Annotated in this window: 22 protein-coding genes; 10 read left to right on the forward strand and 12 right to left on the reverse strand. The window is 73.2% G+C overall.

Annotated features, from left to right (window positions below; translation table 11 throughout):
• The first annotated feature begins 33 nt into the window (after nt 1-33).
• Nucleotides 34-996 (forward strand): electron transfer flavoprotein subunit alpha/FixB family protein, encoded by a 963-nt coding sequence (locus tag DMH12_RS01070; protein ID WP_125489598.1) that lies wholly within the window; start codon nt 34-36, stop codon nt 994-996.
• Nucleotides 997-1,162: 166 nt separating this feature from the next.
• Nucleotides 1,163-2,461, forward strand: a complete 1,299-nt coding sequence (locus DMH12_RS01075) for a DUF6986 family protein (protein WP_125489599.1) — start codon at nt 1,163-1,165, stop codon at nt 2,459-2,461.
• Here DMH12_RS01075 and DMH12_RS01080 read toward each other — a convergent pair.
• Nucleotides 2,442-3,239 (reverse strand): hypothetical protein, encoded by a 798-nt coding sequence (locus DMH12_RS01080; RefSeq protein ID WP_125489626.1) that lies wholly within the window; start codon nt 3,237-3,239, stop codon nt 2,442-2,444. The two genes, DMH12_RS01075 and DMH12_RS01080, sit on opposite strands and share 20 nt — an antisense overlap.
• A 94-nt stretch (nt 3,240-3,333) precedes the next feature.
• Nucleotides 3,334-4,410 carry a LacI family DNA-binding transcriptional regulator gene (locus DMH12_RS01085; protein WP_185832086.1) on the reverse strand — a complete coding sequence of 359 codons (1,077 nt, stop codon included), beginning with the start codon at nt 4,408-4,410 and terminating at the stop codon, nt 3,334-3,336.
• 228 nt (nt 4,411-4,638) lie between these two features.
• Between DMH12_RS01085 and DMH12_RS01090 the strand changes: the two genes are divergently transcribed.
• From DMH12_RS01090 to DMH12_RS01100, 3 genes are all read left to right on the forward strand, one after another.
• Entirely contained in the window at nt 4,639-5,592 is a 954-nt protein-coding gene (locus DMH12_RS01090) for an ROK family protein (protein WP_125489601.1), read from the forward strand.
• 150 nt (nt 5,593-5,742) lie between these two features.
• The gene (locus tag DMH12_RS01095) at nt 5,743-5,937 is read left to right on the forward strand and encodes a hypothetical protein (RefSeq protein ID WP_125489602.1); all 195 of its coding nucleotides are present in this window, start codon (nt 5,743-5,745) and stop codon (nt 5,935-5,937) included.
• Nucleotides 5,938-6,083: 146 nt separating this feature from the next.
• Nucleotides 6,084-7,148 (forward strand): NUDIX hydrolase, encoded by a 1,065-nt coding sequence (locus DMH12_RS01100; protein WP_125489603.1) that lies wholly within the window; start codon nt 6,084-6,086, stop codon nt 7,146-7,148.
• Here DMH12_RS01100 and DMH12_RS01105 read toward each other — a convergent pair.
• A complete protein-coding gene (locus DMH12_RS01105) occupies nt 7,130-7,834 on the reverse strand; it encodes an MBL fold metallo-hydrolase (RefSeq protein WP_125489604.1) in 705 nt (234 codons plus the stop codon). The two genes, DMH12_RS01100 and DMH12_RS01105, sit on opposite strands and share 19 nt — an antisense overlap.
• 73 nt (nt 7,835-7,907) lie before the next feature.
• A complete protein-coding gene (locus DMH12_RS01110) occupies nt 7,908-9,263 on the reverse strand; it encodes a dipeptidase (RefSeq protein WP_125489605.1) in 1,356 nt (451 codons plus the stop codon).
• 144 nt (nt 9,264-9,407) lie between these two features.
• Here DMH12_RS01110 and DMH12_RS01115 point away from each other — a divergent pair, with 144 nt between their 5' ends.
• The 3 genes from DMH12_RS01115 (at nt 9,408) to DMH12_RS01125 (ending at nt 12,751) form a co-directional block, all read left to right on the forward strand.
• Nucleotides 9,408-10,637 (forward strand): geranylgeranyl reductase family protein, encoded by a 1,230-nt coding sequence (locus DMH12_RS01115; protein WP_125489606.1) that lies wholly within the window; start codon nt 9,408-9,410, stop codon nt 10,635-10,637.
• A gap of 213 nt (nt 10,638-10,850) precedes the next feature.
• A complete protein-coding gene (locus tag DMH12_RS01120) occupies nt 10,851-12,089 on the forward strand; it encodes a sensor histidine kinase (RefSeq protein ID WP_125489607.1) in 1,239 nt (412 codons plus the stop codon).
• Nucleotides 12,086-12,751: a response regulator transcription factor gene (locus DMH12_RS01125; RefSeq protein ID WP_125489608.1), complete on the forward strand. Its 666-nt coding sequence runs from the start codon at nt 12,086-12,088 to the stop codon at nt 12,749-12,751. Before DMH12_RS01120 ends, DMH12_RS01125 begins: the two co-directional genes overlap by 4 nt.
• Here DMH12_RS01125 and DMH12_RS01130 read toward each other — a convergent pair.
• On the reverse strand, nt 12,712-12,996 hold the full coding sequence (locus DMH12_RS01130) for a DUF6332 family protein (RefSeq protein WP_125489609.1): 285 nt from the start codon (nt 12,994-12,996) through the stop codon (nt 12,712-12,714). The genes DMH12_RS01125 and DMH12_RS01130 overlap by 40 nt on opposite strands.
• 75 nt (nt 12,997-13,071) lie before the next feature.
• On the opposite strand from DMH12_RS01130, the gene DMH12_RS01135 reads away from it, so the two are divergent.
• Nucleotides 13,072-13,464 carry a MarR family winged helix-turn-helix transcriptional regulator gene (locus DMH12_RS01135; protein ID WP_125489610.1) on the forward strand — a complete coding sequence of 131 codons (393 nt, stop codon included), beginning with the start codon at nt 13,072-13,074 and terminating at the stop codon, nt 13,462-13,464.
• Nucleotides 13,465-13,477: 13 nt separating this feature from the next.
• Here DMH12_RS01135 and DMH12_RS01140 read toward each other — a convergent pair whose 3' ends face one another.
• The 4 genes from DMH12_RS01140 to DMH12_RS01155 all read right to left on the reverse strand — a co-directional run bounded on the left by DMH12_RS01140 (nt 13,478) and on the right by DMH12_RS01155 (nt 17,702).
• Nucleotides 13,478-14,650: an MFS transporter gene (locus DMH12_RS01140; RefSeq protein WP_125489611.1), complete on the reverse strand. Its 1,173-nt coding sequence runs from the start codon at nt 14,648-14,650 to the stop codon at nt 13,478-13,480.
• Between the two features lie 92 nt (nt 14,651-14,742).
• Nucleotides 14,743-15,570, reverse strand: a complete 828-nt coding sequence (locus tag DMH12_RS01145; RefSeq protein WP_125489612.1) for a carbohydrate ABC transporter permease — start codon at nt 15,568-15,570, stop codon at nt 14,743-14,745.
• 6 nt (nt 15,571-15,576) lie between these two features.
• Nucleotides 15,577-16,476: a carbohydrate ABC transporter permease gene (locus DMH12_RS01150; RefSeq protein WP_260473961.1), complete on the reverse strand. Its 900-nt coding sequence runs from the start codon at nt 16,474-16,476 to the stop codon at nt 15,577-15,579.
• A gap of 11 nt (nt 16,477-16,487) precedes the next feature.
• Nucleotides 16,488-17,702, reverse strand: coding sequence for a sugar ABC transporter substrate-binding protein (locus tag DMH12_RS01155; protein WP_125489613.1), 1,215 nt, complete (start codon nt 17,700-17,702; stop codon nt 16,488-16,490).
• A 285-nt stretch (nt 17,703-17,987) separates the two neighbouring features.
• Between DMH12_RS01155 and yicI the strand changes: the two genes are divergently transcribed.
• The gene (gene yicI, locus DMH12_RS01160) at nt 17,988-20,258 is read left to right on the forward strand and encodes an alpha-xylosidase (RefSeq protein WP_125489614.1); all 2,271 of its coding nucleotides are present in this window, start codon (nt 17,988-17,990) and stop codon (nt 20,256-20,258) included.
• Nucleotides 20,259-20,280: 22 nt separating this feature from the next.
• Here yicI and DMH12_RS01165 read toward each other — a convergent pair whose 3' ends face one another.
• The 3 genes from DMH12_RS01165 to DMH12_RS01175 form a co-directional block, all read right to left on the reverse strand.
• Nucleotides 20,281-21,486 (reverse strand): cysteine desulfurase-like protein, encoded by a 1,206-nt coding sequence (locus DMH12_RS01165; protein ID WP_125489615.1) that lies wholly within the window; start codon nt 21,484-21,486, stop codon nt 20,281-20,283.
• Nucleotides 21,487-21,604: 118 nt separating this feature from the next.
• Nucleotides 21,605-22,669 (reverse strand): ABC transporter permease, encoded by a 1,065-nt coding sequence (locus DMH12_RS01170; RefSeq protein ID WP_185832087.1) that lies wholly within the window; start codon nt 22,667-22,669, stop codon nt 21,605-21,607.
• Nucleotides 22,670-22,840: 171 nt separating this feature from the next.
• Nucleotides 22,841-23,536: a phosphatase PAP2 family protein gene (locus tag DMH12_RS01175; protein ID WP_125489617.1), complete on the reverse strand. Its 696-nt coding sequence runs from the start codon at nt 23,534-23,536 to the stop codon at nt 22,841-22,843.
• Nucleotides 23,537-23,604: the final 68 nt, after the last annotated feature.

The raw sequence follows: 23,604 nt of genomic DNA on the forward strand, positions 1-23,604 counted from the left end.
CTCATCTTTCGCAAGCAGGAGAGAAGAAGTCCCATGGCTGAAGTTCTCGTCTACGTCGATCACGTGGACGGTGCCGTCCGCAAGCCGACCCTGGAGCTGCTGACCCTGGCCCGCCGCATCGGCGAGCCGGTCGCCGTCGCGCTGGGCAACGGCGCCGCCGACACCGCCGCCGCCCTCGCCGAGCACGGCGCGGTCAAGGTCCTCACCCACGAGGCCGCCGAGTACGCCGACTACCTGGTCGTGCCGAAGGTCGACGCCCTCCAGGCCGCCGCCGAGTCGGTCTCCCCGGCCGCCGTGCTGGTCCCGTCCTCCGCCGAGGGCAAGGAGATCGCCGCCCGCCTGGCGCTGCGCCTGGGCTCGGGCGTCATCACCGACGCCGTCGACCTCGAGGCCGGCGACCAGGGCCCGGTGGCCACGCAGTCGGTGTTCGCCGCCGCCTTCACCACCAAGTCCCGCGTCTCCAAGGGCACCCCGGTCATCACGGTCAAGCCCAACAGCGCCGCCGTCGAGCCCGCCCCCGCCGCCGGCGCGGTCGAGGCGCTGTCGGTCACCTTCTCCGCCGCCGCGACCGGCACCAAGGTCACCGCGCGCACGCCGCGCGAGTCGACCGGCCGTCCCGAGCTGACCGAGGCCGCGATCGTCGTCTCCGGCGGCCGCGGCGTCAACGGCGCGGAGAACTTCGCGATCATCGAGGCGCTCGCCGACTCCCTCGGCGCGGCCGTCGGTGCCTCGCGCGCCGCGGTGGACGCGGGCTGGTACCCGCACACCAACCAGGTCGGCCAGACCGGCAAGTCCGTCTCGCCGCAGCTGTACATCGCCTCCGGCATCTCCGGCGCGATCCAGCACCGCGCGGGCATGCAGACCTCGAAGACGATCGTGGCGATCAACAAGGACGCCGAGGCCCCGATCTTCGACCTGGTCGACTACGGCGTCGTCGGCGACCTCTTCGACGTGGTCCCGCAGCTCACCGAGGAAGTGAAGTCCCGCAAGGGCTGAGCGTCCTCCCGGCATCCCGTCCGAGGCCCCCGCGACCGTCGTCCTGGTCGCGGGGGCCTCGGCGTCTGCGCAGGATGGTGTTGACCGGCGACGAACCGCCGGATAACTTCGCTCTACGGATTATTGATTCCGGTCAGCGGAAAAGTTGATACCAGGAGGGTGTGGGATGGGTCAGCAGGAGAAGGTGGCAACGAGCCTCGCGGGCGCCGTCGGCGAGGAGATCAGTGCCTCCCTCGCACCGGTCGACGCGGAGCTGGAGCGCCGCTACCCCGGAGACCCGGGCACCCGCCAGCCCGTCCACACCGTGTACGTCCCCGGTGACGTCTTCGCCGCCGACACCATCCGCTCCTGGGGCGACCAGGCGCTCGCCGCCCTCGACGAACACGCCCCGGACGCCGCCTCCTTCGCCGCCGTCCTCGGCCTCACCGACGACCTCGCCGAGCCGGTCCACACGCGCGTGCGCGCCAAGCTGGAGCGCGAGCCGATCGAAGACCTCCGGGTCGACTTCGAGGACGGCTACGGCAACCGCACGGACGCCGAGGAGGACGAGGCCGCCGCCCGTGCCGCCCGTCTGATCGCCGAGGCGTACGAACAGGGCACGGCGGCCCCGTACATGGGCATCCGGATGAAGTGCATGGAGGCCCCGGTGCGGGCCCGCGGCATCCGCACCCTCGACATCTTCCTCAGCGGCCTGATGGAGGCCGGCGGCCTGCCCGAGGGACTCGTCCTCACGCTGCCGAAGGTGACCTACCCCGAGCAGGTCACCGCCATGGTGCGGCTCCTGGAGGCGTTCGAGAAGGCACGCGGCCTGACGCCGGGCCGGATCGGCTTCGAGATCCAGATCGAGACCAGCCAGTCCATCCTCGCCACCGACGGCACCGCCGCCGTCGCCCGCATGATCCAGGCCGCCGAGGGCCGCGCCACCGGACTGCACTACGGCACCTTCGACTACAGCGCCTGCCTCGGCGTCTCCGCCGCCCACCAGGCCAGCGACCACCCCGCCGCCGACCACGCCAAGGCGGTCATGCAGGTCGCCGCCGCGGGCACCGGCGTACGCGTGTCGGACGGTTCCACCAACGTCCTGCCGGTCGGCCCCACGGCCAAGGTGCACGACGCCTGGCGCCTGCACTACGGCCTCACCCGCCGCGCCCTCGCCCGCGCCTACTACCAGGGCTGGGACATGCACCCCGCCCACATCCCCACCCGGTACGCGGCCGTCTTCGCCTTCTACCGCGAGGGCTTCGAGCAGGCCGCCGCCCGCCTCGCCCGGTACGTGAACCGCGCGGGCGGCGACGTCATGGACGAGCCCGCCACCGCCAAGGCCCTCAGCGGCTACCTCCTGCGCGGCCTGGACTGCGGCGCCCTCGACATCGCAGAGGTCGCCCGCCTCACCGGCCTGACCCGCGCCGACCTGGAGGGCTTCTCCGCGCCCCGACGCGGCGACCTCACGGCATCGGCGCAGTAGGCGGCGGCCGGGTCCCGCCGCGAGGGTCCTCGGGCCGGCCGGGGCGCACGTACTTCTCCAGGCCCGACGCCGTCACACGTCGTTCCTCGGCGAACAGCCGCGTGCCCCGGTCGCACAGGGAGCGGTCGGCCCGGGCGCGGGCGCAGAACTCCTCGGGTGTCGTGCCGAAGAGGGCGCGCAACCGGGCGGATCCGCGCAGCAGGTCGGTGATCAGGGGCCGTTGTTCGCCCGGATGCCGCCGTGGCGTGCCGGTGCCGTCGTGCAGGACGCCGTGGCGGTTGACGTAGACGTACGCGCCGCGCAGCACCGTGCCGTCCGGCGGCTCGACGCGCACCTCGGGCGCGGGGAGCCAGGCCCGGTCGAAGTTGCCGTGGGCCATGGGCACGCCCTCGCTCGCGTCGATCACGGCGAGCTGCTCGGGGTCCAGCCACAGGACGAACAGCTCCCGCACGACCCCCGGGGCGCCCACCGGCGAGGCGGAGACGTAGCCCATGCGGCTCACGTGGGCGGAGACCCCGATGTCCAGGCCGGTGACCCGGGTCCTGACCATCGGGACCGGCGAGTCGATGCCGAACTCGGCCATCTTGTGGCGCAGCTGGCCCGGGCTCGCGTTGGAACCGATCGCCAGGACCGGGACCCGGTCGCCCCCGTCCTCGGGGACCGGCCGGTCCAGCGGCAGCAGCCGGTCGCCGTCGAGCAGTCCCGACTCCCGGGGCCACGCCCCCGGGTACAGCAGCGGCTCCTCGCGGGGCACCCCGGCCAGCCCGAGCGCCTCCAGCGTCCGGTCGTCGCCGTCGGCCCGTACGGCCGCGCGGGTGCCCTCGGGAGGCCGCGGCGCGGGGCCTTCGCCCGGTGGCTTCGGCACGCCCGCCTCAGCCCGCCGGCGGCAGCTCGCCGGAGCCGCGGGTGACGAGCCTGGTCGGCAGCTCGATGCGGTCCGGCGCGAGGAGGGTGCCGTCCAGCTGCCGGAACAGGCGTTCGGCGGCGGTGCGGCCGAGGGCGGCCGCGTCCTGCGCGACCACGGTGACGCCCGGCTGGAGCAGGTCGGCCAGCTCGATGTCGTCGAAGCCGACGAGGGCGACGCCCGGGGTGTGCTCGGCCAGGACGCGGATGACGGTGACGGTCACCCGGTTGTTGCCGGTGAAGATCGCGGTGACCGGCTCCGGGTCCGCGAGCATGTCCTCGGCCGCCCTGCGCACCCGCTCGGGGTCGGTGACGCCCAGGGACATCCAGGCGTCCTTCACCCGGATGCCCGCGTCCTCCATGGCGGCCCGGTAGCCGCGCAGCCGCTCGGCGGCCGTGTGGATGCGGGGCATGTCGCCGATGAAGCCGATCCTGCGGTGCCCGTGCGCGATGAGGTGGGCCACGCCGTCCCGGGCGCCGCCGAAGTTGTCGGACACCACCACGTCCGCGTCGATCTGCCCCGCCGGGCGGTCCACGAACACCGTCGCGACGCCCGCCTTCAGCTCGGGCTCCAGGTACCGGTGGTCGTCCCCGGCCGGAATGACCACGAGGCCGTCGACGCGCCGCGCGCACAGCGCCAGCACCAGCTCCTGCTCACGGTCCGGGTCCTCCGCGCTGGACCCGTTGATCAGCAGCGCGCCGTGCGCCCGGGCCACCTCCTCCACGGCGCGGCTGAGCGGCCCGTAGAAGGGGTCGGCCAGATCCTCCAGAACGAGGCCGATGCTCGCGGTCCGTCCCTTGCGGAGCACCCGCGCGCTGTCGTTGCGGCGGAAGCCGAGGGCGTCGATGGCCTCCTGGACGCGGCGCTCGGTCTCCGGGGTGACGCCGGGCTCCCCGTTGACCACCCGGGAGACGGTCTTCAGGCCGACCCCGGCCCGGGCGGCGACGTCCTTCATGGTCGGGCGATTGCCGTAGCGGTTCCCGGGGAGGCGGTCTGCGCGGCGGGTCGTGTCGGGCACGATGCGGTGTCCTGTCCTGTCGTCCACGGGAGTGCGTCGGCTCCTGTCGTCCACGGGGGATGTGTCGGTCATGCGTTTGTATGAGGATGTGGCGTCGAGCATAGAGCCTGGACAACGTTGTCAGATGCGGGAGACACTGTCCATCGCACTCTCCGGTCCTCGTCCCCACCTGGGACCGGTCCACGGTGCGCACTTGTGTTCACCTTTTTTCGTTTTCTTTTTTCGTTTTCGGTCCGACGGGGAGATCCGACTCTGATGCACACCGACCTCGTGGCAGCGCTGGACATCGGCGGCACCAAGATCGCCGGTGCGCTGGTGGACGGCGACGGCCGCATCCACGCGCGCGCCCAGCGTGCGACGCCTGCCCGGGAGGACGGCGACACCGTGATGGGGGCCGTCGAGGCCGTGCTCGCGGAGCTGACGGCGACGGCGCTGTGGGGGCGGGTCACGGCCGTCGGGATCGGCAGCGCGGGCCCGGTGGACGCCTCCGCCGGTACCGTCAGTCCGGTGAATGTGCCCGGCTGGCGCGACTACCCCCTGGTCCGACGGGTCCGGGACGCCGTCGGCGACCTGCCCGTCGAGCTGATCGGCGACGGGGTGGCCATCACGGCGGCCGAACACTGGCAGGGCGCCGCGCGCGGGCACGACAACGCGCTGTGCATGGTGGTCTCGACGGGTGTCGGCGGCGGACTGGTGCTGGGCGGCCGGCTGCACCCCGGCCCGACGGGCAACTCCGGCCACATCGGTCACATCAGCGTGGACCTGGACGGGGATCCCTGCCCGTGCGGCGCCCGCGGCTGCGTCGAGCGCATAGCGAGCGGCCCCAACATCGCCCGGCGCGCCCTGGACGGCGGCTGGCGGCCCGGCCCGGACGGTGACACCTCCGCCGCCGCGGTCGCCGCCGCCGCCCGCCTGGGCGACCCCGTCGCGGTCGCCTCCTTCGAGCGCGCCGCGCAGGCACTGGCCGCCGGTATCGCCGCCACCGCGACCCTGGTCGAGATCGACATCGCCGTGGTGGGCGGCGGCGTGGGCAAGGCGGGCGACGTGCTCTTCACCCCCCTGCGCAAGGCCCTTACCGACTACGCGACCCTCTCCTTCGTCCAGCGCCTGGTGGTCGTGCCCGCCCAGATGGGCACGGACGCGGGCCTCGTGGGGGCGGCGTCGGCGGCGCTGACCAGGGCGACCGGGGTGACGGCGGCGCACGTCTGAGCCGCCGCCGCACCGGGGCGGCCGCGTGGCCCCGGGCGGGCGGTGGAGTGGTGGCCGGTCGCCCCTGGCCGACGACGGGAGGGGCGGGCCGGGCCGACGCTTCCCGGGGCGTACCCGTGACCGTGGCGTCGCCCCGTAGTTGAACGGGGCATGAAGAAGCGCAGCATGCTCGCCCTCGCGTCCCTCGCCACCGGCTTCGTCGTCGCGGCCGTCACCCCGTCCCACTCCGAATCGAGCGATCTCCCGCTCGGCCTCGGCGCGGAGGACGCCGTCAGCACCGCCCAGGACACGGTGGCCACCGAGAGCCTGACCCTGACCGACGACGCCCTGGGACAGCTGGGCTGACGCCCGCCGCGCCATCGGTGCAAACGGCGCCGGCGCCCCTCTCCCCGGGGGCTCCGGCGCCGCTGTCGTACGTCCTCAACTGGGCCTGGTTTCCGTGGCAGGGTGGAGCGGGCAAGCCACAGGGGGCCAACAGAAGAGGGGGACCTGTGACCGTCGTCTGGATCAACGGCGCGTTCGGTGCGGGGAAGACCACCACCGCACGGGAACTGATCGAACTGATCCCGAACAGCACGCTCTTCGACCCCGAGATCATCGGCGGGGCACTCGCACACCTGCTGCCGCCCAAACGCCTGGCCGAGGTGGGCGACTTCCAGGACCTGCCGATCTGGCGCCGCCTGGTGATCGACACGGCGGCCGCGATGCTCGCCGAGCTCGGCGGGACCCTCGTGGTGCCGATGACCCTGCTCCGCCAGGAGTACCGGGACGAGATCTTCGGCGGTCTCGCCGCCCGCCGGATCGAGGTCAGACACGTCCTGCTGGCCCCGGCCGAAACGATCCTGCGGGAGCGGATAGCGCGCCGCGGGACACCGGAGGGCCTGCCCGACGGCGAGATACGCGTGCGGCAGTGGTCGTACGACAACATCGAGCCCTACCGGTCCGCCCTCGCCTCCTGGCTCACGGCCGACGCCCACCCGGTCGACACCGGCGCCCTCACCCCGTACGAGGCCGCCGCCCGGGTCGCCGAGGCCGTCGGCACCGGCGCCGCCCCGGCCTGCGAGATCGTGCAGACCCCGGAGCCCACGGGCGAGACCGTCGCCGCCGGTGTCCTGCTCTTCGACGAGCGGGACCGCGTGCTGCTGGTCGACCCCACCTACAAGCCGGGCTGGGAGTTCCCCGGCGGTGTCGTCGAACCCGGCGAGGCGCCCGCCCGCGCGGGCATCCGCGAGGTCCACGAGGAGACCGGCATCCGCCTCGCCGACGTCCCCGCCCTGCTGGTCGTCGACTGGGAACGGCCCGCACCCCCCGCCCACGGAGGGCTGCGGCTCCTCTTCGACGGCGGACGGCTCGGCTCCGCCGACGCCGGCCGGGTGCTGCTCCCCGGCCAGGAACTGCGCGACTGGCGCTTCGTCACCGAGGACGAGGCGGCCGGCCTGCTGCCCCCGGTCCGCTACGAGCGGCTGCGCTGGGCCCTGCGGGCCCGGGAACGCGGAGCCGCCCTCTACCTGGAGGCGGGCATCCCCGTCGGCCGGCGTCAGCAGGCCGCCCCGTAGCTCCGTGCCGACTCCCGCAGTGTCCGACCCGCCCGGACGGTCACCGGATCCCCGTGACCGAAACAGACCAGCTCCGAGTCGAGCGCCGCCAGACGCCCGAAGGAGGCGACGGCCCGGGCCCGGTCGGTGTTGAACACGCCGAGGATCACCCCGCCGTCGTCCGGCGACGCGGCAACGGCGTCCCCCGTGAACAGCACACCGTGCCGAGGGAGGTGCAGCCCGATGCTTCCGTCCGTGTGGCCGGGCGCGTGCACCACCCGCGCCCCGCCGCCGAAGTCCAGAACGTCGCCGTCGGACACCTCGGTCACCCGCGTCGGCCGGTCGAACCCGCCCCGGGGGAGCAGCCGCAGCGCCTTCTCGTGCAGCGGACGCTCCCAGTCCTCGAAGACGGGCGGTGGACCCGGCACCTCACCGCGCACGACGGGCGCCTCCAGGGTGTGTGCCACCACCTGGGCCCCGGTGCGCGCGGCGACCTCCTGCGCCCCGCCCACGTGGTCCTCGTGGAAGTGGGTGAGGACGACACGCCGTACCCGCCCGAAGGAGCCGGCCCACGCGACGATGCCCGCACCGGCCCCGGCCGGCCCCGCGTCGACCAGCGTCAGGTCGTCGCCGTCGCGCCAGAGGTAGGCCTGGCCGACCGGGAAGCGCAGCAGGCGCAGACGCGGCAGGAGCTCGATGACGTCCATGGGACGACCGTAGGCAGGGCCCCGCGCGGTGGCGAGGCCCCTCTGCCGACGGCAGAACCCGAACCGCCCCGGCTCAGCTCGCCGCGTAGTTGCGCAGGAACAGCGCCTCGGCGACCGACAGCCGCTCCAGCTCCTGCGGCGACACGCTCTCGTTCACCGCGTGGATCTGCGCCTCCGGCTCGCTCAGGCCGATCAGCAGGATCTCGGCCTCCGGGTACAGCGCCGCCAGGGTGTTGCACAGCGGGATGGAGCCGCCCTGACCGGCGTACTGCATCTCCTCGCCCGGGTACGCCACCGCCATCGCGTCCGCCATGGCCTGGTACGCCGGGCTGGAGGTGTCGGCGCGGAACGCCTGGCCCTGGCCGATCTGTTCGACGGCGACCCGGGCGCCCCACGGCGTGCGCGCCTCCAGGTGTGCCTGGAGCAGCTTGGTGGCCTCGGCGGCGTCCACGCCCGGCGGCACCCTGAGGCTCACCAGCGCCCGGGCGCCGGCCTGCACCGACGGGGTGGCGCCGACGACCGGCGGGCAGTCGATGCCGAGCACGGTGACGGCCGGCCGGGCCCAGATCCGGTCCGCGACCGAACCGGAGCCGATCAGCTCCACGCCCTCCAGCACCCGGGCGTCCCGGCGGAACTGCTCCTCGTCGTAGGCCAGGCCCTCCCACGCGCTGTCCGCCGCCAGCCCGTCGACGGTCGTGGAGCCGTCCTCGGCGCGCAGCGAGTCCAGTACGCGGATCAGGGCGGCCAGTGCGTCGGGCGCCGCACCGCCGAACTGGCCGGAGTGCAGGTTGCCTTCCAGGGTGTCCACGCGCACGCGCACCAGGGTCATGCCGCGCAGCGTCGAGGTGACCGTCGGCAGGCCGACCCGGAAGTTGCCCGCGTCGCCGATGACGATGGTGTCCGCGGCCAGCAGCTCCGGGTGCGCCTCCGCGTACCGCTCCAGACCGCCCGTGCCCTGCTCCTCCGAACCCTCGGCGATCACCTTCACGTGCACAGGCACGCCGCCGTTCGCCTTGAGCGCGCGCAGCGCCAGCAGGTGCATCAGCACACCGCCCTTGCAGTCGGCCGCGCCGCGCCCGTACCAGCGGCCGTTCCGCTCGGTCAGCTCGAACGGCGGCGTGACCCAGCCGGCCTCGTCCAGCGGCGGCTGCACGTCGTAGTGCGCGTAGAGCAGCACCGTCTTCGCGCCCTCGGGGCCGGGCAGGTACCCGTACACCGACTGCGTGCCGTCCGGTGTGTCGAGCAGGTCCACGTCCTGGAACCCCTCGGCGCGCAGGGCCGACGCTATCCAGTTGGCGGCGCCGACGCTCTCGCTGCGCGGGAACTGGTCGAAGTCCGCCACCGATTTGAAGGCCACCAGCTCGGCGAGTTCCTCCTTCGCGCGGGGCAGCAGCGAGGAGACGGTCTCGGCGACCGGATTCGACGACATGGGCACGCTCCTTGTGGGTGCGACGTTGTACCAAGGAGTACTTGGATTGACGGGCCGATCCTCCCACAGTGGCCTGCGGCGATGGCCGCCGTAGGATGCGGGGGTCAGGTGCGGCATGCGGTTTGATCGGAGCAGTAGACCATCGTGAGCAGCGAGAACTCTTCGGCGGACGACGCGCGTCAGGTCTGGGACGTCGTCGTGGTGGGCGCGGGACCGGCAGGGGCCTCGGCCGCCTACGCGGCGGCGGTCGCGGGGCGCCGCGTGCTGGTGCTGGAGAAGGCGGAGCTGCCCCGCTACAAGACGTGCGGCGGCGGCATCATCGGTCCCTCGCGGGACACCCTTCCGCCCGGCTTCGAGCTGCCCTTCCGGGACCGGGTGCACGCGGTGACGTTCTCGAACAACGGACGCTTCACCCGGACCCGGCGCTCCCGGCAGATGCTCTTCGGGCTGATCAACCGGCCCGAGTTCGACCAGCAGCTCGTCGAGCACGCGCAGAAGGCGGGCGCCGAGGTGCGCACCGGGGCGACGGTGGCCCGGGTGGAGCAGCACGGGTCGGCGGTCCCGGACCGGCGCACCGTCGCCGTCGTCCTCCAGGGCGGGGAGACGGTGCTGGCCCGCGCGGTCGTCGGCGCGGACGGCAGCGCCAGCCGGATAGGCGCGCACGTCGGGGTGAAGCTGGACCAGGTCGATCTCGGCCTGGAGGCGGAGATCCCGGTGCCGGACACGGTCGCCGAGGACTGGAAGGGCCGCGTCCTCATCGACTGGGGACCGATGCCCGGCAGTTACGGCTGGGTCTTCCCCAAGGGCGACACGCTCACCGTCGGGGTGATCTCGGCGCGGGGCGAGGGCGCGGCGACCAAGCGGTACCTGGAGGACTTCGTCGGCCGGCTCGGACTCGCCGGCTTCGAGCCGAGCATCTCCTCCGGCCACCTGACGCGCTGCCGCGCGGACGACTCGCCGCTCTCCCGCGGCCGGGTCCTGGTCTGCGGCGACGCGGCGGGCCTCCTGGAGCCGTGGACCCGCGAGGGCATCTCCTTCGCGTTGCGGTCGGGCCGGCTCGCGGGGGAGTGGGCGGTGCGCATCTCGGAGGCGCACGACGCGGTGGACGCGCGCAGGCAGGCCCTGAACTACGCCTTCGCCATCAAGGCCGGCCTCGGTGTGGAGATGAGCGTCGGCAAGCGGATGCTGACGGTGTTCGAGCGCCGCCCCGGTCTCTTCCACGCGGCCCTGACCGGGTTCCGCCCGGCCTGGAAGGCGTTCAAGGACATCACGCAGGGATCGACGTCCCTGGGCGAACTGGTCCGCGGCCACCCGCTGGCCCAGCGGGCCCTGACGGCCATGGACCGCCGGCCCACGCCCGAGGACGCGTCCTGACACCGGCTCGCTCTTGGGGGGGGCGTCGCCCCGACCCACCCAGGGGCGCGGGGGACTGCGCGCCCAGCCACCGACCACCCGCACCCGCCCACCTCCAGAAGTCCCCATGCACGGCCGCCCCGCCGGCGGAGCCCGCCGTACTTCCCCGGGAGTACCCCTGACCACCACGCCCGGCTGACGCCGCCGGAGGCACGCGGCGTCTAGCGTGGCGGCATGGACGGAGAGCGCGAGCGCCGCGGCGGGCCACCGCAGTGGTGGCGGCACGGACCACCGTGGTGGGGCCGGCGGGACGGCGAGGGGCGCCGCCCCCGGTGGCCCTGGCGTTCCACCGCGCTGATCACGGCGTTCGTGCTGATCGGCTCCAACTTCGCCGCGCACGCCCAGGCGGGGGAGCGGGCCGGCCTGGACCCCTTCGCACGGGTGCTGCTGTTCGTCACCGGGGCCGCCCTGCTGTGGCGGCAGCGCCACCCGGTGCCCGTGGTGTTCGGCACGGCGGCGGCCACGCTGCTCTACCTGGGTTCCGGATACCCGTACGGGCCGGTGTTCCTGGCCGTCGCGGTGGCCTGCTTCAGTGCCGTCGTCACCGGGCACCGCCGGGCCGCGTGGACGGCGATGGTCACACTCTGGGCCGGGCACGCCCTGGTGTCGCACTGGCTCTTCCGATGGCTGCCGCCGTCCGGGGACTCCGCCGCCTCCTGGGGAGAGGAGATCGTGATCGCCACCTGGGTGGTGGCGATCGTGGCACTGTCGGAGCTGGCCCGGACCCGGCGCGAGCAGTGGGCGCGGGAACGGGCCGAACGGGCCCAGGCGGCGAAGCGCCGCGCGGACGAGGAGCGGCTGCGGATCGCCCGCGAGCTGCACGACGTCCTCGCGCACAGCATCTCCGTGATCAATGTGCAGGCGGGCGTCGGACTCGCCCTCCTCGACTCCGACCCGGAGCAGGCGCGCACCGCGCTCACCACCATCAAGGACCAGAGCAAGGAGGCGCTCGGCGAGGTGCGGCAGGTCCTCGACGCCCTGCGCGCCCCCGGCGACGCGCCGCGCGCACCGGCCCCCGGCCTCGACCGGCTGCCCGAACTGGTCGAGCAGGCGGCGAGCGCGGGTCTCACCGTCGAGGTCGAGGGGGAGCCGCCGCGACTGTCGCCCGGTACCGACCTGGCGGCGTTCCGCATCGTCCAGGAGGCGCTCACCAACGTGGTGCGGCACTCGGGTTCGCGGCACGCGCGCGTCCGCCTCGACCGGGACGGCCGCACACTGCGGCTGCGCGTCGACGACGACGGACCGGCGACGGGCGCCGACGCGGGCGGCAGCGGCAACGGGCTGGCCGGCATGCGGGAGCGGGCGGCTGCGCTGGGTGGCACCATCGAGGCGGGCCCGCGCGCCGACGGCGGCTTCCGGGTGCTCGCCGCGCTGCCGATCGACGTGGCGCACACGAAGGAGGAGGACCGGTGATCCGCGTACTGCTCGCCGACGACCAGTCACTGGTACGGGCCGGATTCCGGGCCCTGCTGGACGCCCAGGCGGACATCGAGGTGGTCGCCGAGGCCGCCGACGGCGAGGAGGCGGTGCGCGTGATCCGCGAACTGCGCCCCGACGTCGTCCTGATGGACATCCGCATGCCCCTGCTCGACGGTCTGGCCGCGACCCGCCGGATCACCGGGGACGCCGGCCTTCGGGAGGTGAGGGTCGTCATGCTCACCACCTTCGAACTCGACGAGTACGTCTTCGAGGCCATCCGCTCGGGCGCCTCCGGCTTCCTGGTCAAGGACACCGAACCCGAGGAACTCCTGCGCGCCGTGCGCGCGGTGGTGGACGGCGACGCGCTGCTGTCGCCCGGCGTGACCCGGCGCCTGATCGCCGAGTTCGCCGCCCGGTCCAAGGAGCCCGCGGCGGCGGGCGAGCTGGCCCGGCTGACCGAGCGGGAACGGGAGGTGATGGCCCTGGTCGGCATCGGCCTGTCCAACGAGGAGATCGCCCGCAGACTGGTCGTCAGCCCGCTCACCGCCAAGACCCACGTCAGCCGCACCATGGTCAAGCTGGGCGCCCGCGACCGCGCCCAACTGGTCGTGCTCGCCTACGAGTCGGGGTTGGTACGGCCGGGCTGGCTGGGCTGACCCCCGCGGCCGAACCGCACCAGCACACTCACCACCCGCACCAGGAACACCGCGACGGCCAGTACGGCTCCCGCGGTCACGAGCACACCCCGCGAACCGGCCGGCAGGGCGAAGAGATACGCGGGTCCCGCCACGGCCCCGAACAGCACGGCCGCCGCGAACGCCGCGCTGCACAGCGCGTAGCCGATCTCGACCGTCATCGCGTCCCGCTCGCCCTGCGTCCGCCGTCCCCCGTATGTCTCCATGCCGGCAAGTCTGGCAGATCGGACCGGTCCGGCGACCGGTCCTTCGGGCCGCGCGCGCTCTGCTACGGTGCGCCCATGGCGGGGGACAGGACCGAACAGGCGCTCGTCGCGCGGTGGCGCGGCCTGCTGGCCCTGCACGCCAGGACCCAGTGCGAACTCGACCGCGCGCTGCACCAACACGGGCTCTGCGGCAGCGACTTCGAGGTGCTCGACATCCTGGCGGGCTCACCGGACGCCGACGGCGCCTGCGGCTACCGGGTGCAGCAGATCTCCGAGCGGGTCCATCTGAGCCAGAGCGCGCTGTCGCGGCTGGTCGCCCGCCTGGAGAAGGACGGCCTGGTCGAGCGCTCCCTGTGCCCGGAGGACCGGCGGGGCGTCCGGGTGGCGCTCACCGCCGAGGGGCGGGCCCGGCACGGCGTGGCGCTCCCGGTGCAGCGGGCCGTGCTGAACCGGATGCTGGCGCGCTGACCGGCCCCGCGCCTCAGCCCTCCACCGCCGCGCGCCGGGTCGCCACCGCGACGAGCACCGCGACCGCCGCGAGCGCCGCCACACTGGTGAGCGCGGCCGGCAGGGAGAACCAGTCCGCCATGAAGCCGATCGCGGGCGGTCCGAGCAGCATGCCGCCGTATCCCAGCGTGGACGCGGTCGCCACACCGCTCGGTCCGCCCAGGGCGCCGGCCCGTTCGACGGCGACCGGGAAGATGTTGGCGAGTCCGAGCCCGGTGATCGCGAAACCGAACAATGCCGCCCACACCGACGGGGCGAGCGAGCCGAGCAGCATCCCGGCCACGGCGGTGGTGCCGCCCGCCACCACCGTGGTGGTCCGGCCCAGCCGTTCCAGCAGGGTCGTGCCGGTCAGCCGGCCGACGGTCATGGCGAGGGCGAAGCAGGAGTAGCCGGCCGCGGCCAGACCCGGCGAGGCGTCCAGGTCCTGCTCCAGGTGCAGGGCGCCCCAGTCGGCCATGGCGCCCTCGCCGTACGCCGTGCACAGGGCGATCAGGCCGAAGGTGACGACCAAGCGGCGGGTCCGGCGGTCGAGGCGGCGCGGGGAGCCGTCGTCCCCGGCCGGGCGGTCGGGCGGCGCGGCGGGTTCGCAGCGCAGCAGGGCGCGGCCCGCGACCAGGGTGACGAGCAGTCCGAGCATCGTGAGGCCGAGCAGGTGCCGCGTCGGGGACAGCGACCCGGCGACCAGCCCGCCGAGTCCGGCGCCGACCATGCCGCCGAGGCTGAACGCCGCGTGGAAGCTCGGCATGATCGGCCGCCGCAGCACGGCGACCAGATCGACGGCGGCGCTGTTGAAGGCGACGTTGATCCCGCCGTACGCGCTGCCGAAGACCAGGAGTACGGCGCCCAGGGCGAGCGCCGAGTGGGTGAGCGGGGGCAGGGCGATGCTCAGGCAGAGCAGGACCGCGCAGGCGACGGTGACGGGATGGCTGCCGTAGCGGCGGACCAGCCGGCCGGTGAGCGTCATGGTGACGACGGCACCGGCCGAGACACCGAGCAGGGCCAGCCCCAGGGCGCTGGCGGAGGCACCGGTCTGCTCCTTGATGGCGGGGATGCGCACCACCCAGCCGGCGAAGACGAAGCCGTCGAGGGCGAAGAAGGCGGTCAGGGCGATGCGCAGGCGGGTGAGATCGTCGCGGGGACCCGGCACGGCGTTGTGCGATCGGGTTTTGTTTATTAGCGGCACAAAGTCAGGCTAGGTGCCGGACGGGGATGGCGGCAAGGCACGGCCCTCCGCCCGCGTCATTTGACGGAGCCGCCGGTGATCCCGGCGGCGATGTACTTCTGGGCGAGGACGAGCAGGATCGCCGCCGGTACCGCGGAGAGCACGGAGGCGGCCATGACCGAGCCCCAGTCGCCGACGTGCGCGCCGATGTACTGGTAGATGCCCAGGGTGACGGGCTTGACCTCGTCGGTCGTGTTCAGGGTCAGCGCGAACATGAAGTCGCTCCACGCGAACAGGAACGCGAACAGCCCCGACGTGATCAGCGAGTTGCGGCTCATGGGCAGCACCACCCGCGCGAACGTCCGCACCGGCCCGGCCCCGTCGATCTGCGCGGCCTCGATCACCTCGCCCGGGATCGACACCATGAAGGAGCGCATCAGCACGATGGAGAACGGGATGCCCAGCGAGGCGTCCGCGAGCATCAGGCCGAAGTAGGAGTTGACCAGGCCCAGGTCGACGTACGAGTTGTAGAGCGCGTTGGCGATGACGATGCCCGGCACCATCTGGGTGATCAGGGTGCCGAACACGATGGTGCGCGAGCCGCGCAGCCCGAACCGTGCGAGACCGTACGCCGCCGGCGCCGAGATCGCCAGGCAGAGGGCGACCGCGCCGAGCGAGACGGCCAGTGAGGTCAGCAGGTGCCCGCCCTGGTCGCGGACCGCCTTGGAGAAGCCGGACAGGTCGAGGCCCTCCGGCACCGGGTCGACCTGGAGCAGCCCCGACTCGGGCTGGAGCGCGGTGTTGAGCATCCAGTACAGCGGGAAGAGCATCACGCCGAGGACGAGCACGCCGGCGACGGTGGAGCCCCAGCGGCGCCGGGACGCGGTGGGCGTGTGGGTGGCCATCGTCGGTCACTTCCCCTCGGTGCGGTTGGCCCGCAGATAGAACACCGCGAACACGGCGGAGATCAGGATGAGTACGTTGCCGACGACGGCGCCCGCGCCGAAGTCCAGCTGGACGAAGGAGTTCTGGTACGTCAGCGTGCCGAGCGTCTGCGTGGCGTCGGCCGGGCCGCCGTCGGTCAGGGCGAGGATCAGGTCGAGGATCTTCACCGTCGACATGAACCCCAGCACCAGCACGACCGTGACGACCGGCCTGAGCACCGGCAGCGTGACGGAGCGGAAGGTCCGCCACGCCGACGCGCCGTCCAGGGCGGCCGCCTCGTGCAGCTCCTTCGGGATCTCCTGGAGGCCGCCGTACAGGATGACCATGTTGAACGGGATGCCGATCCAGACGTTGACCAGGACGACCGACAGCAGGGCAAGGTCCGGGCTGGTCAGCCAGGGGGTGTGCCCGCCGGCCCCGAGGGTGTCGAGGAACGAGTTCAGCACGCCGGTGTCCTGGTCGAGGATGCGCCGCCACACGATGCCGGAGACCACCATGGGCACCAGCCAGGGCAGCAGGATCAGCGAACGCAGCACGCCGTTCAGCGGGAAGCGGCGGCTGAAGAAGACCGCGAGCGCCAGCCCGATGCAGAACTGCCCGAGCAGCGACCCGGCGGTGAACACCAGCGTGTGCCACAGCGCCTTGCCGAACAGCGCGTCCTGGAACACGTCGGACCAGTTGTCGGCCCCGTTGAAGGGCGCCTCACCGGTGAAGAAGGTCTTCGGCGTGTAGTGCTGGAAGCTCATCACGACGTTGCGGACCAGCGGATAGCCGAAGAACAGCAGCATGAAGACGACGGCGGGGGCGACGAACCCCCACTGCGCGAGCCGGCGCCGGGTCCGGGCGGTGACGGTGGGCGTGGTCATGGGGGTGTACCTCAGTTCCCGCTCGTGGCCCGCTGCTGGGCGCGCTTCAGGGCGGACTCACTGGACTGGCCGGTCAGAGCGGACTGGAAGGCGCTCTGCAGGGCGAGCGACACACTCGACCAGCCGGCGCCGAGTTGCGCCGTCCGGGACCGGGCGACGGCCACCTGGTCGGCGAGGGAGTCCAGTTCGGGCACCCGTTCGCGCCAGGCGGCGGCGGCCCGGGCGTTGGCCGGGACCATCCAGCTGTTGAGCGCGTAGGTGAGCTGCTCCTTCTCACTCGACAGACAGGCCACGATCTTCCCGGCCGTCCTCTCCCGCGACTCGTCACCGGTGTGGGGCACGGTGAGCACGGCGCCGCCGAGGGGGCCCACCGAGTCGTCGCCGGCCCGCGGGACCGGGATCGGCGCGATGCCCCAGTGCAGGGACTCGTCGCTGTTGAGAGTCTCCACCTGCCACGGCCCGTTGATCATCATCGCCGCGTTCCCGGCCATGAACTGGTCGTTGACGTCCGCCTGCGTCCAGTTGACCGTCGACTTCGAGAGCGAACCGTCCGTCAGCAGGCCCTTCCAGTAGTCGAGGGCCTCGACCGTCTTCGGGCCGTCGAGGTCGGTCTCGTCGCCCCCGTTGGACCACATGAACGGCGTGAACTGGAAGACGCCGTCCTCCGCGCCGCCCGCGCTCAGCGCCAGTCCGTACCGCCCGCCCCGGGTGAGCTGCTTCGCGGTCTTGCGCAACTGGTCCCAGGTGGTGGGCACGCGTACGCCCGCCTCGTCGAGGACGTCCTTGTCGTAGAACAGGGCGAGCGTGTTCACGGACCGGGCGGCGCCGTAGTACGTCCCCTTGTAGGAGCCGAACTCGACGATGCCCTCGGGTATGCCGTCTGTGCTCAGTCCGAGGGTCCCGAGGTCGACCAGACCGCCCGCCTCGGCGAACGTCGGCATCTCGGACGCGTCGAACTGCACGATGTCCGGCAGCGACTTGGACGACGCCATGCGCAGCGCCTTCGTCATCACCTGCGCCGCCGGAACGCTCTGCTGCTCGATGGTGACCCCCAGCCGCTCCCCGCAGCGGGCCATCGCCTCGGCGTCCCAGCGGTGGTAGGACTCGTCGGTCGAGGAATTCATCACGGTGTACACGTCGGCGTCGCGCTGCTGTCCGCAGCCGGCCAGTGCCGCCCCGGCGACCAGCACGGAAGCGGTGGCGAGCGAGGTGAAGCGCTTCGACATGGTGCGGCCCTTGCTGTCGTCCCCGTCCGGCTGCCCTGCCGGACCGTTTTGTTTGTTGGGATGACTAATACGTCAAGGACCCGCTTCCGCGCTAGACCGAAGCAACCCCGACCTCTTCACTCCGCGCGGTGACGGCGGTGTTGTTTTCGGTGATCCTTCCAGTTCAAGGCGGTCTAGTTGGCGTGAACACCTCGGAACCGGGAGCGGTTCTGTGTACGATCAACATGCTGTGCGACGGCTTCTGCGCTCCCCATCCGACAGCTCCCGCCCCACCCGAGGAAGATCATGAAGTTCACCGACGGCTTCTGGCTCATCCGTGAGGGTGTGCATCTCTCGTACGCCACCGAGGTACGCGATGTACGCCCGGAATCGAAGCGCTTCACTGCCTATGCCGCCGTGAAGAAGGTGGCGCGGAGGGGGGACACGCTCAACGCGCCGCTGCTCACGGTCGAATGCTTCTCGCCCGCCGAGGGGGTCATCGGCGTCCGCGTCACCCATCACGCCGGAAAACGCGGACCCGGCCCCGACTTCGCCCTCGCGGACCCCGCCGACGGCGCCGGCGCGGTGCGCCAGGACGGCACCGTCACCGAGCTGACCAGCGGCCCGCTCACCCTCCGGCTGGACCGCGCCGGCCCCTGGGGTCTGACCTTCCACGACGCGGACGGACGCGAGCTGACCCGGGCGAACGCCAAGGGCACCGCGTTCGCCACCACCGGCGACGGCGCCCACCACATGCTGAGCCGGCTCTCGCTCGGCGTCGGCGAGCAGGTCTACGGCCTGGGCGAGCGCTTCACCCCGTTCGTCAAGAACGGCCAGGTCGTCGACATGTGGCAGGCCGACGGCGGCACCAGCAGTGAGCAGGCGTACAAGAACATCCCGTTCTACCTCTCCTCGCGCGGCTACGGCGTCTTCGTCAACCACCCCGGCGCGGTCTCCTTCGAGGTCGGCTCCGAGTCCGTGGGCCAGGTGCAGTTCAGCGTCGAGGACCAGACGCTGGAGTACTACGTCGTCGCCGGGCCCACCCCCAAGGACGTCCTCACCCGCTACACCGCCCTCACCGGCCGCCCCGCCCTCCCCCCGGCCTGGTCCTTCGGCCTCTGGCTCACCACGTCCTTCACCACGTCGTACGACGAGCGGACCGTGACGTCCTTCGTGGACGGCATGGCCGAACGCGGCATTCCGCTGACCGTCTTCCACTTCGACTGCTTCTGGATGCGCGAGTACCAGTGGTGCGACTTCCAGTGGGACCCGGACGTCTTCCCCGACCCGGAGGGCATGCTCGCCCGGCTCAAGGCGAAGGGACTGAAGGTGAGCGTCTGGATCAACCCCTACATCGCCCAGAAGTCCCCGCTCTTCGACGAGGCCGCCGCCCTCGGCCACCTGGTCCGCAGGCCGGACGGCGACGTCTGGCAGTGGGACCTGTGGCAGGCCGGGATGGGCCTGGTCGACTTCACCGACCCCGCCGCCCGCGACTGGTTCGCCGGGAAGCTCAAGCCCCTGCTCGACCAGGGCGTGGACTCCTTCAAGACCGACTTCGGCGAGCGCGTCCCCACCGACGTCGTCTGGCGCGACGGCTCCGACCCGGAGCGCATGCACAACTACTACACCCACCTCTTCAACCGCACCGTCTTCGAACTCCTGGAGAAGGAGCGCGGCCAGGGCGAGGCGGTCCTCTTCGCCCGCTCGGCGACCGCGGGCGGGCAGCAGTACCCCGTCCACTGGGGCGGCGACTGCTGGTCGTCCTTCGAGGCGATGGCCGAGTCCCTGCGGGGCGGACTGTCGCTCTCCCTGAGCGGCTTCGGCTTCTGGAGCCACGACATCGGGGGCTTCGAGGGCACGCCCGACGCCGCGGTCTTCACCCGCTGGCTGGCCTTCGGCCTGCTCTCCTCGCACAGCAGGCTGCACGGCTCCTCGTCGTACCGGGTGCCCTGGGAGTTCGGCCAGGAGGCGGTCGACGTCGCCCGCCGGTTCACCCTCCTCAAGCACCGACTGATGCCCTACCTGTACGGCGTCGCCGCCGAGGCCCACCGCACCGGCGTGCCGATGATGCGTCCGATGCTCCTGGAGTTCCCCCACGATCCCGGCTGCCGCCCGCTGGACCGCCAGTACATGCTCGGCCCGGACCTCCTGGTCGCCCCGGTGTTCACCGAGGACGGCGAGGTGGAGGTCTACCTTCCCGAGGGCACCTGGACCCACCTCCTGACCGGCGAGCGCGCCACGGGCCCGGCCTGGCGCACCGAACGGCACGCCTTCGACAGCCTGCCGCTGTATGTCCGCGAGGGCGCGGTCCTGCCGCTGGCCTCCGACGACCGGCGTCCCGACGGCGACTGGCTGGACGACCCGACGCTGCTGGTCCACCCGCCCGCCGGCGCGGACTACGCGACCGAGGTCACCGTGCCCGACCTGCTGGGCACCCCGGCCGCCACCTTCCAGGTGCGCCGCGACGGCGACGTTCTGCGGGTCACCGCCACCGGCACCGACCGGCCGTTCACCGTGCGGGTCGCGGGCGGCGGGAGCGCGCGCGGCGCGGGTGAGGTGACGGTGCCGCTGGGGTGAGCCCGGACGCCGGGGCTCCCGGTCAGCCGGTGGTGAGCGCGGCGAGGGCCGTCAGGAGGCGGTCCACGTCGTCGGCGCTGGTGTAGGGCGCGAGGCCGACGCGGACCGCGCCCTCGTCGCCGAGGCCCAGGCGGCGTGAGGCCTCCAGCGCGTAGAAGGTGCCGGCGGGCGCGTCGACCCCGCGCTCGGCGAGCCGCCGGTACACCTCGGCCGGGCTCAGGCCCGCCACGGTGAACAGCAGAGTGGGCGTGCGCCGCGCGGCACGGGAGTGGACGGTGATTTTGCCGAGGTCCGCCAGCCCTGCCTCGATCCGCCGGCGCAACGCGTCCTCGTGCGTCTCCAGGGCGGCGAAGGAGGCGACGAGCCGCTCCCTGCGGCCGCCGCGCGCGTCCGGTTCCAGACCGGCGAGGAAGTCCACCGCGGCACGGGCACCGGCCAGCAGTTCGTACGGCAGTGTGCCCAGCTCGAACCGCTCGGGGACGGCGTCGCTGGACGGCAGCAGCTTGTCCGGGCGCAGTGTCTCCAGGAGCCCGGGCCGCGCCGCCAGCACGCCCAGGTGCGGTCCGAGGAACTTGTACGGCGAGCAGACCAGCGTGTCCGCGCCGAGCGCCGCCGGATCGACGGCCGCGTGCGAGGCGTAGTGCACGGCGTCCACGTGCAGCAGTGCTCCGGCTCCGTGCGCCAGACGGGCGACGGCCGGCAGGTCGGGCATGGTGCCGGTCAGGTTGGAGGCGGCCGTCACGGCGACCAGCCGGGTGCGCGGGGAGAGCACCGCCTCGATGTGCTCGGGAAGCAGCTCCCCGGTGGCCGGGTCGAAGTCCGCCCACCGCACGCTCGCGCCCACCGCCTCGGCCGCCTGGATCCAGGGCCGGATGTTGGAGTCGTGGTCGAGGCGGGTGACGACCACCTCGTCCCCGGGCCCCCAGGTCTTCGCGAGCGTCCGGGACAGGTCGTAGGCGAGCTGGGTGGCGCTGCGGCCGAGGACGATTCCCCGCGGCTCGGTGCCCAGCAGGTCGCCGAGCGCGCTGCGGGCGTCCGCGACGATGCCGTCCGCGTTGCGCTCGCCCTCGGTCGTCCGGCCCCGGTTGGCCAGCGGGTTGGCCAGCGCCTCGCCGATGGCGTCGATCACCGGCTGCGGGGTCTGGGTGCCGCCCGGCGCGTCGAAACGGGCGGAGCCGGACTTCAGGGCGGGTATCTGCGCGCGGATCGCGTCGACGTCGAGGGCCATGTGCACTCCAACCAGCCGAGGGCGGAAACTCCGTCCTCATGATCGCAGCCGGGCCGCGTTCGGAACAGACGGGGCGGCCGGGCAGGGCGGGCGGCCGGTCCGTCCGGGTGCCGCCGCCTCAGGACTCCTCCGCCGTCACCGGCTCCTTCTCGCGCCCGCCGGGGTGCCGGTGACGCCAGATCCAGAAGACCGCGCAGGACAACAGGGCCCATCCGCCCAGCACCAGGAACGGGAACACGTGCTGATGGCCCTGGAAGTACACCGCCGTGTGCTGCGCGTTGACCGAGGCACCCGGCGGCAGCCACTGGCCGATCACCCCCAGCGGGGACGGCAGCAGCGGCCACGACACCGCGCCGCCGGACGAGGGATTGCCGAGGAGCACCATCAGCCCCCAGGTCGGCAGCATCGCCCAGCGCCCGAACAGGGTGTTGAACATGGAGAAGACCATGCCGGAGGTGAACAGGGTGAGCGCCAGGATCAGCCACGACTCCGCGAACGGCAGGTCGAGCGCGTCCAGCAGCCAGTCCACCGTCGCGGCGATGGCGAAGCCGCCGAGCAGCGCGTAGGCCATCGTGAACAGGATGCGCTCGAAGGGGACCAGCGAGCGCGCGTGCACGCTGAGCTGGATCGCCCCGACGAAGCCGATGATCACCGCGGCGAGGGAGATGTAGAAGATCGCCAGCCCGCGCGGGTCGCCCTCCTGGAGGGGGTTGATGTCCCGGACGGTGACCCGGACGCCCGTCTTCCGGCCCACGGCCGGTGCCGCGTCGGACAGGACTTCGGCGACCGAGGCGCCCGACGCGCTGGACAGGTCGAGGACGGCGGTCCGTCCCCCTTCGCGCAACTCGAAGATCGCGAAGACCTCCTGGTCCTCCAGTGCCCCGACCGCCGCGGACCGGGTGTCGTAGGTGTGCACCTTCACCGAGGCGTTCAGCGCCTGCTCCAGGCCGTCCAGGAACGCCCGGCTGCGGGCCTCGTCGTACGAGCCGACCACCGCTGTCGGGATCGAACGCGGCGTCGGGTCCGCCATCGAGTAGGTGTACGAGCCCGCGAAGAGACCGGCAGCGGCGGCGAGGATCAGCACCAGCACCGTGGCAGGCCAGAACGGCGACTGCCGGAACGTGGACCAGCGCCGCCCGCGGTTCGGAGACCTGCCGTGGGCTCCGTGGGACATGTGGGCCATGATCCGGACGTTTCCACAGCCGGACGGAAAGGGCACCAGGAGCGCCCTCGCCCGGGGGTGCACGGAGTGTGAGGGCGGTGGCCCCGGCGGGCGCGGGGGACTTCGCCGAGCGGGGCACGGTCGCGGGCCGCCGCGCCGTGACACGCCGTGGGTCTCCGGCTCCCTCGGCGGTTATCCGGGGCCGAGGGCGGTCTGCGGCGCCGCCGTCGCCGAGTAGACCGACCGCACGCCCGGGACCGGCGCGGCGGCCGCCGCGGCCAGCGCCGCCGCCGCGCTGGCGATGCCCACGACGGCGCCCGCGGCGACGTCGCCGGGATAGTGGACGCCGGTGTGGACCCGGGCGTAACCGACGGCGCTCGCCAGCGCGCCCAGGGGGACGGCGGCGGCGGGCAGGACGACACCGACGGCCGTGGCGAAGGCGACCGCCGCGGCCGTGTGGCCCGACGGGAAGGACGCCGACGCGGGCATGGGCACGTACCGGTCCACCGTCACCCGCGCCGACTCCCGGTCCGGCCGCGCCCTGCGCACCAGCCGCTTGCCCAGCAGGTTCGTCGAGGCCGAGGCCACGGCGACCGCCCCGGCCCCGACGAGCGCGGCCCGGCGCGCCCGCGCACCGCTCAGGGCGAGGGCGGCGGCGATCCCGAGGGAGACCTTCGAATGGTCCGCGGCGTGGGAGAGGCGGCGCAGCGCCCGGTCGAGCGTGGGCGTGGAGGTGGCGGCGACCGCCGCGTACAGCGCGCCGTCGACGGCACGCAGGTCACCGAGCACGGCGCCGAGGGCCCGACCGGGGGCCCGTCGCGGGGCGGGCGGCGGGTCCGGCGGGCCGCCGGTGTCGTCGTCCCCGTCGGCTTCGGTCGGTTCGTTCATCGGCTCCTGCTCCGTGGGCCGGCCGGTGTACGTGGCGTGTCCCTCGCCGCACCATCCTGGTCCGCCTC

It is taken from the genome of Streptomyces sp. WAC 04229, from assembly GCF_003947455.1.
In the GTDB taxonomy this organism is placed as follows: domain Bacteria; phylum Actinomycetota; class Actinomycetes; order Streptomycetales; family Streptomycetaceae; genus Streptomyces.

Coding starts and splice junctions, on each gene's coding strand:
- DMH12_RS01070 (WP_125489598.1), top strand. CDS start 34: ATGGCTGAAGTTCTCGTCTACGTCGATCACGTGGACGGTGCCGTCCGC.
- DMH12_RS01075 (WP_125489599.1), top strand. CDS start 1,163: ATGGGTCAGCAGGAGAAGGTGGCAACGAGCCTCGCGGGCGCCGTCGGC.
- DMH12_RS01090 (WP_125489601.1), top strand. CDS start 4,639: ATGCACACCGACCTCGTGGCAGCGCTGGACATCGGCGGCACCAAGATC.
- DMH12_RS01095 (WP_125489602.1), top strand. CDS start 5,743: ATGAAGAAGCGCAGCATGCTCGCCCTCGCGTCCCTCGCCACCGGCTTC.
- DMH12_RS01105 (WP_125489604.1), bottom strand. CDS start 7,834: ATGGACGTCATCGAGCTCCTGCCGCGTCTGCGCCTGCTGCGCTTCCCG.
- DMH12_RS01110 (WP_125489605.1), bottom strand. CDS start 9,263: ATGTCGTCGAATCCGGTCGCCGAGACCGTCTCCTCGCTGCTGCCCCGC.
- DMH12_RS01120 (WP_125489607.1), top strand. CDS start 10,851: ATGGACGGAGAGCGCGAGCGCCGCGGCGGGCCACCGCAGTGGTGGCGG.
- DMH12_RS01130 (WP_125489609.1), bottom strand. CDS start 12,996: ATGGAGACATACGGGGGACGGCGGACGCAGGGCGAGCGGGACGCGATG.
- DMH12_RS01135 (WP_125489610.1), top strand. CDS start 13,072: ATGGCGGGGGACAGGACCGAACAGGCGCTCGTCGCGCGGTGGCGCGGC.
- DMH12_RS01145 (WP_125489612.1), bottom strand. CDS start 15,570: ATGGCCACCCACACGCCCACCGCGTCCCGGCGCCGCTGGGGCTCCACC.
- DMH12_RS01150 (WP_260473961.1), bottom strand. CDS start 16,476: ATGACCACGCCCACCGTCACCGCCCGGACCCGGCGCCGGCTCGCGCAG.
- DMH12_RS01155 (WP_125489613.1), bottom strand. CDS start 17,702: ATGTCGAAGCGCTTCACCTCGCTCGCCACCGCTTCCGTGCTGGTCGCC.
- yicI (WP_125489614.1), top strand. CDS start 17,988: ATGAAGTTCACCGACGGCTTCTGGCTCATCCGTGAGGGTGTGCATCTC.
- DMH12_RS01165 (WP_125489615.1), bottom strand. CDS start 21,486: ATGGCCCTCGACGTCGACGCGATCCGCGCGCAGATACCCGCCCTGAAG.
- DMH12_RS01170 (WP_185832087.1), bottom strand. CDS start 22,669: ATGGCCCACATGTCCCACGGAGCCCACGGCAGGTCTCCGAACCGCGGG.
- DMH12_RS01175 (WP_125489617.1), bottom strand. CDS start 23,536: ATGAACGAACCGACCGAAGCCGACGGGGACGACGACACCGGCGGCCCG.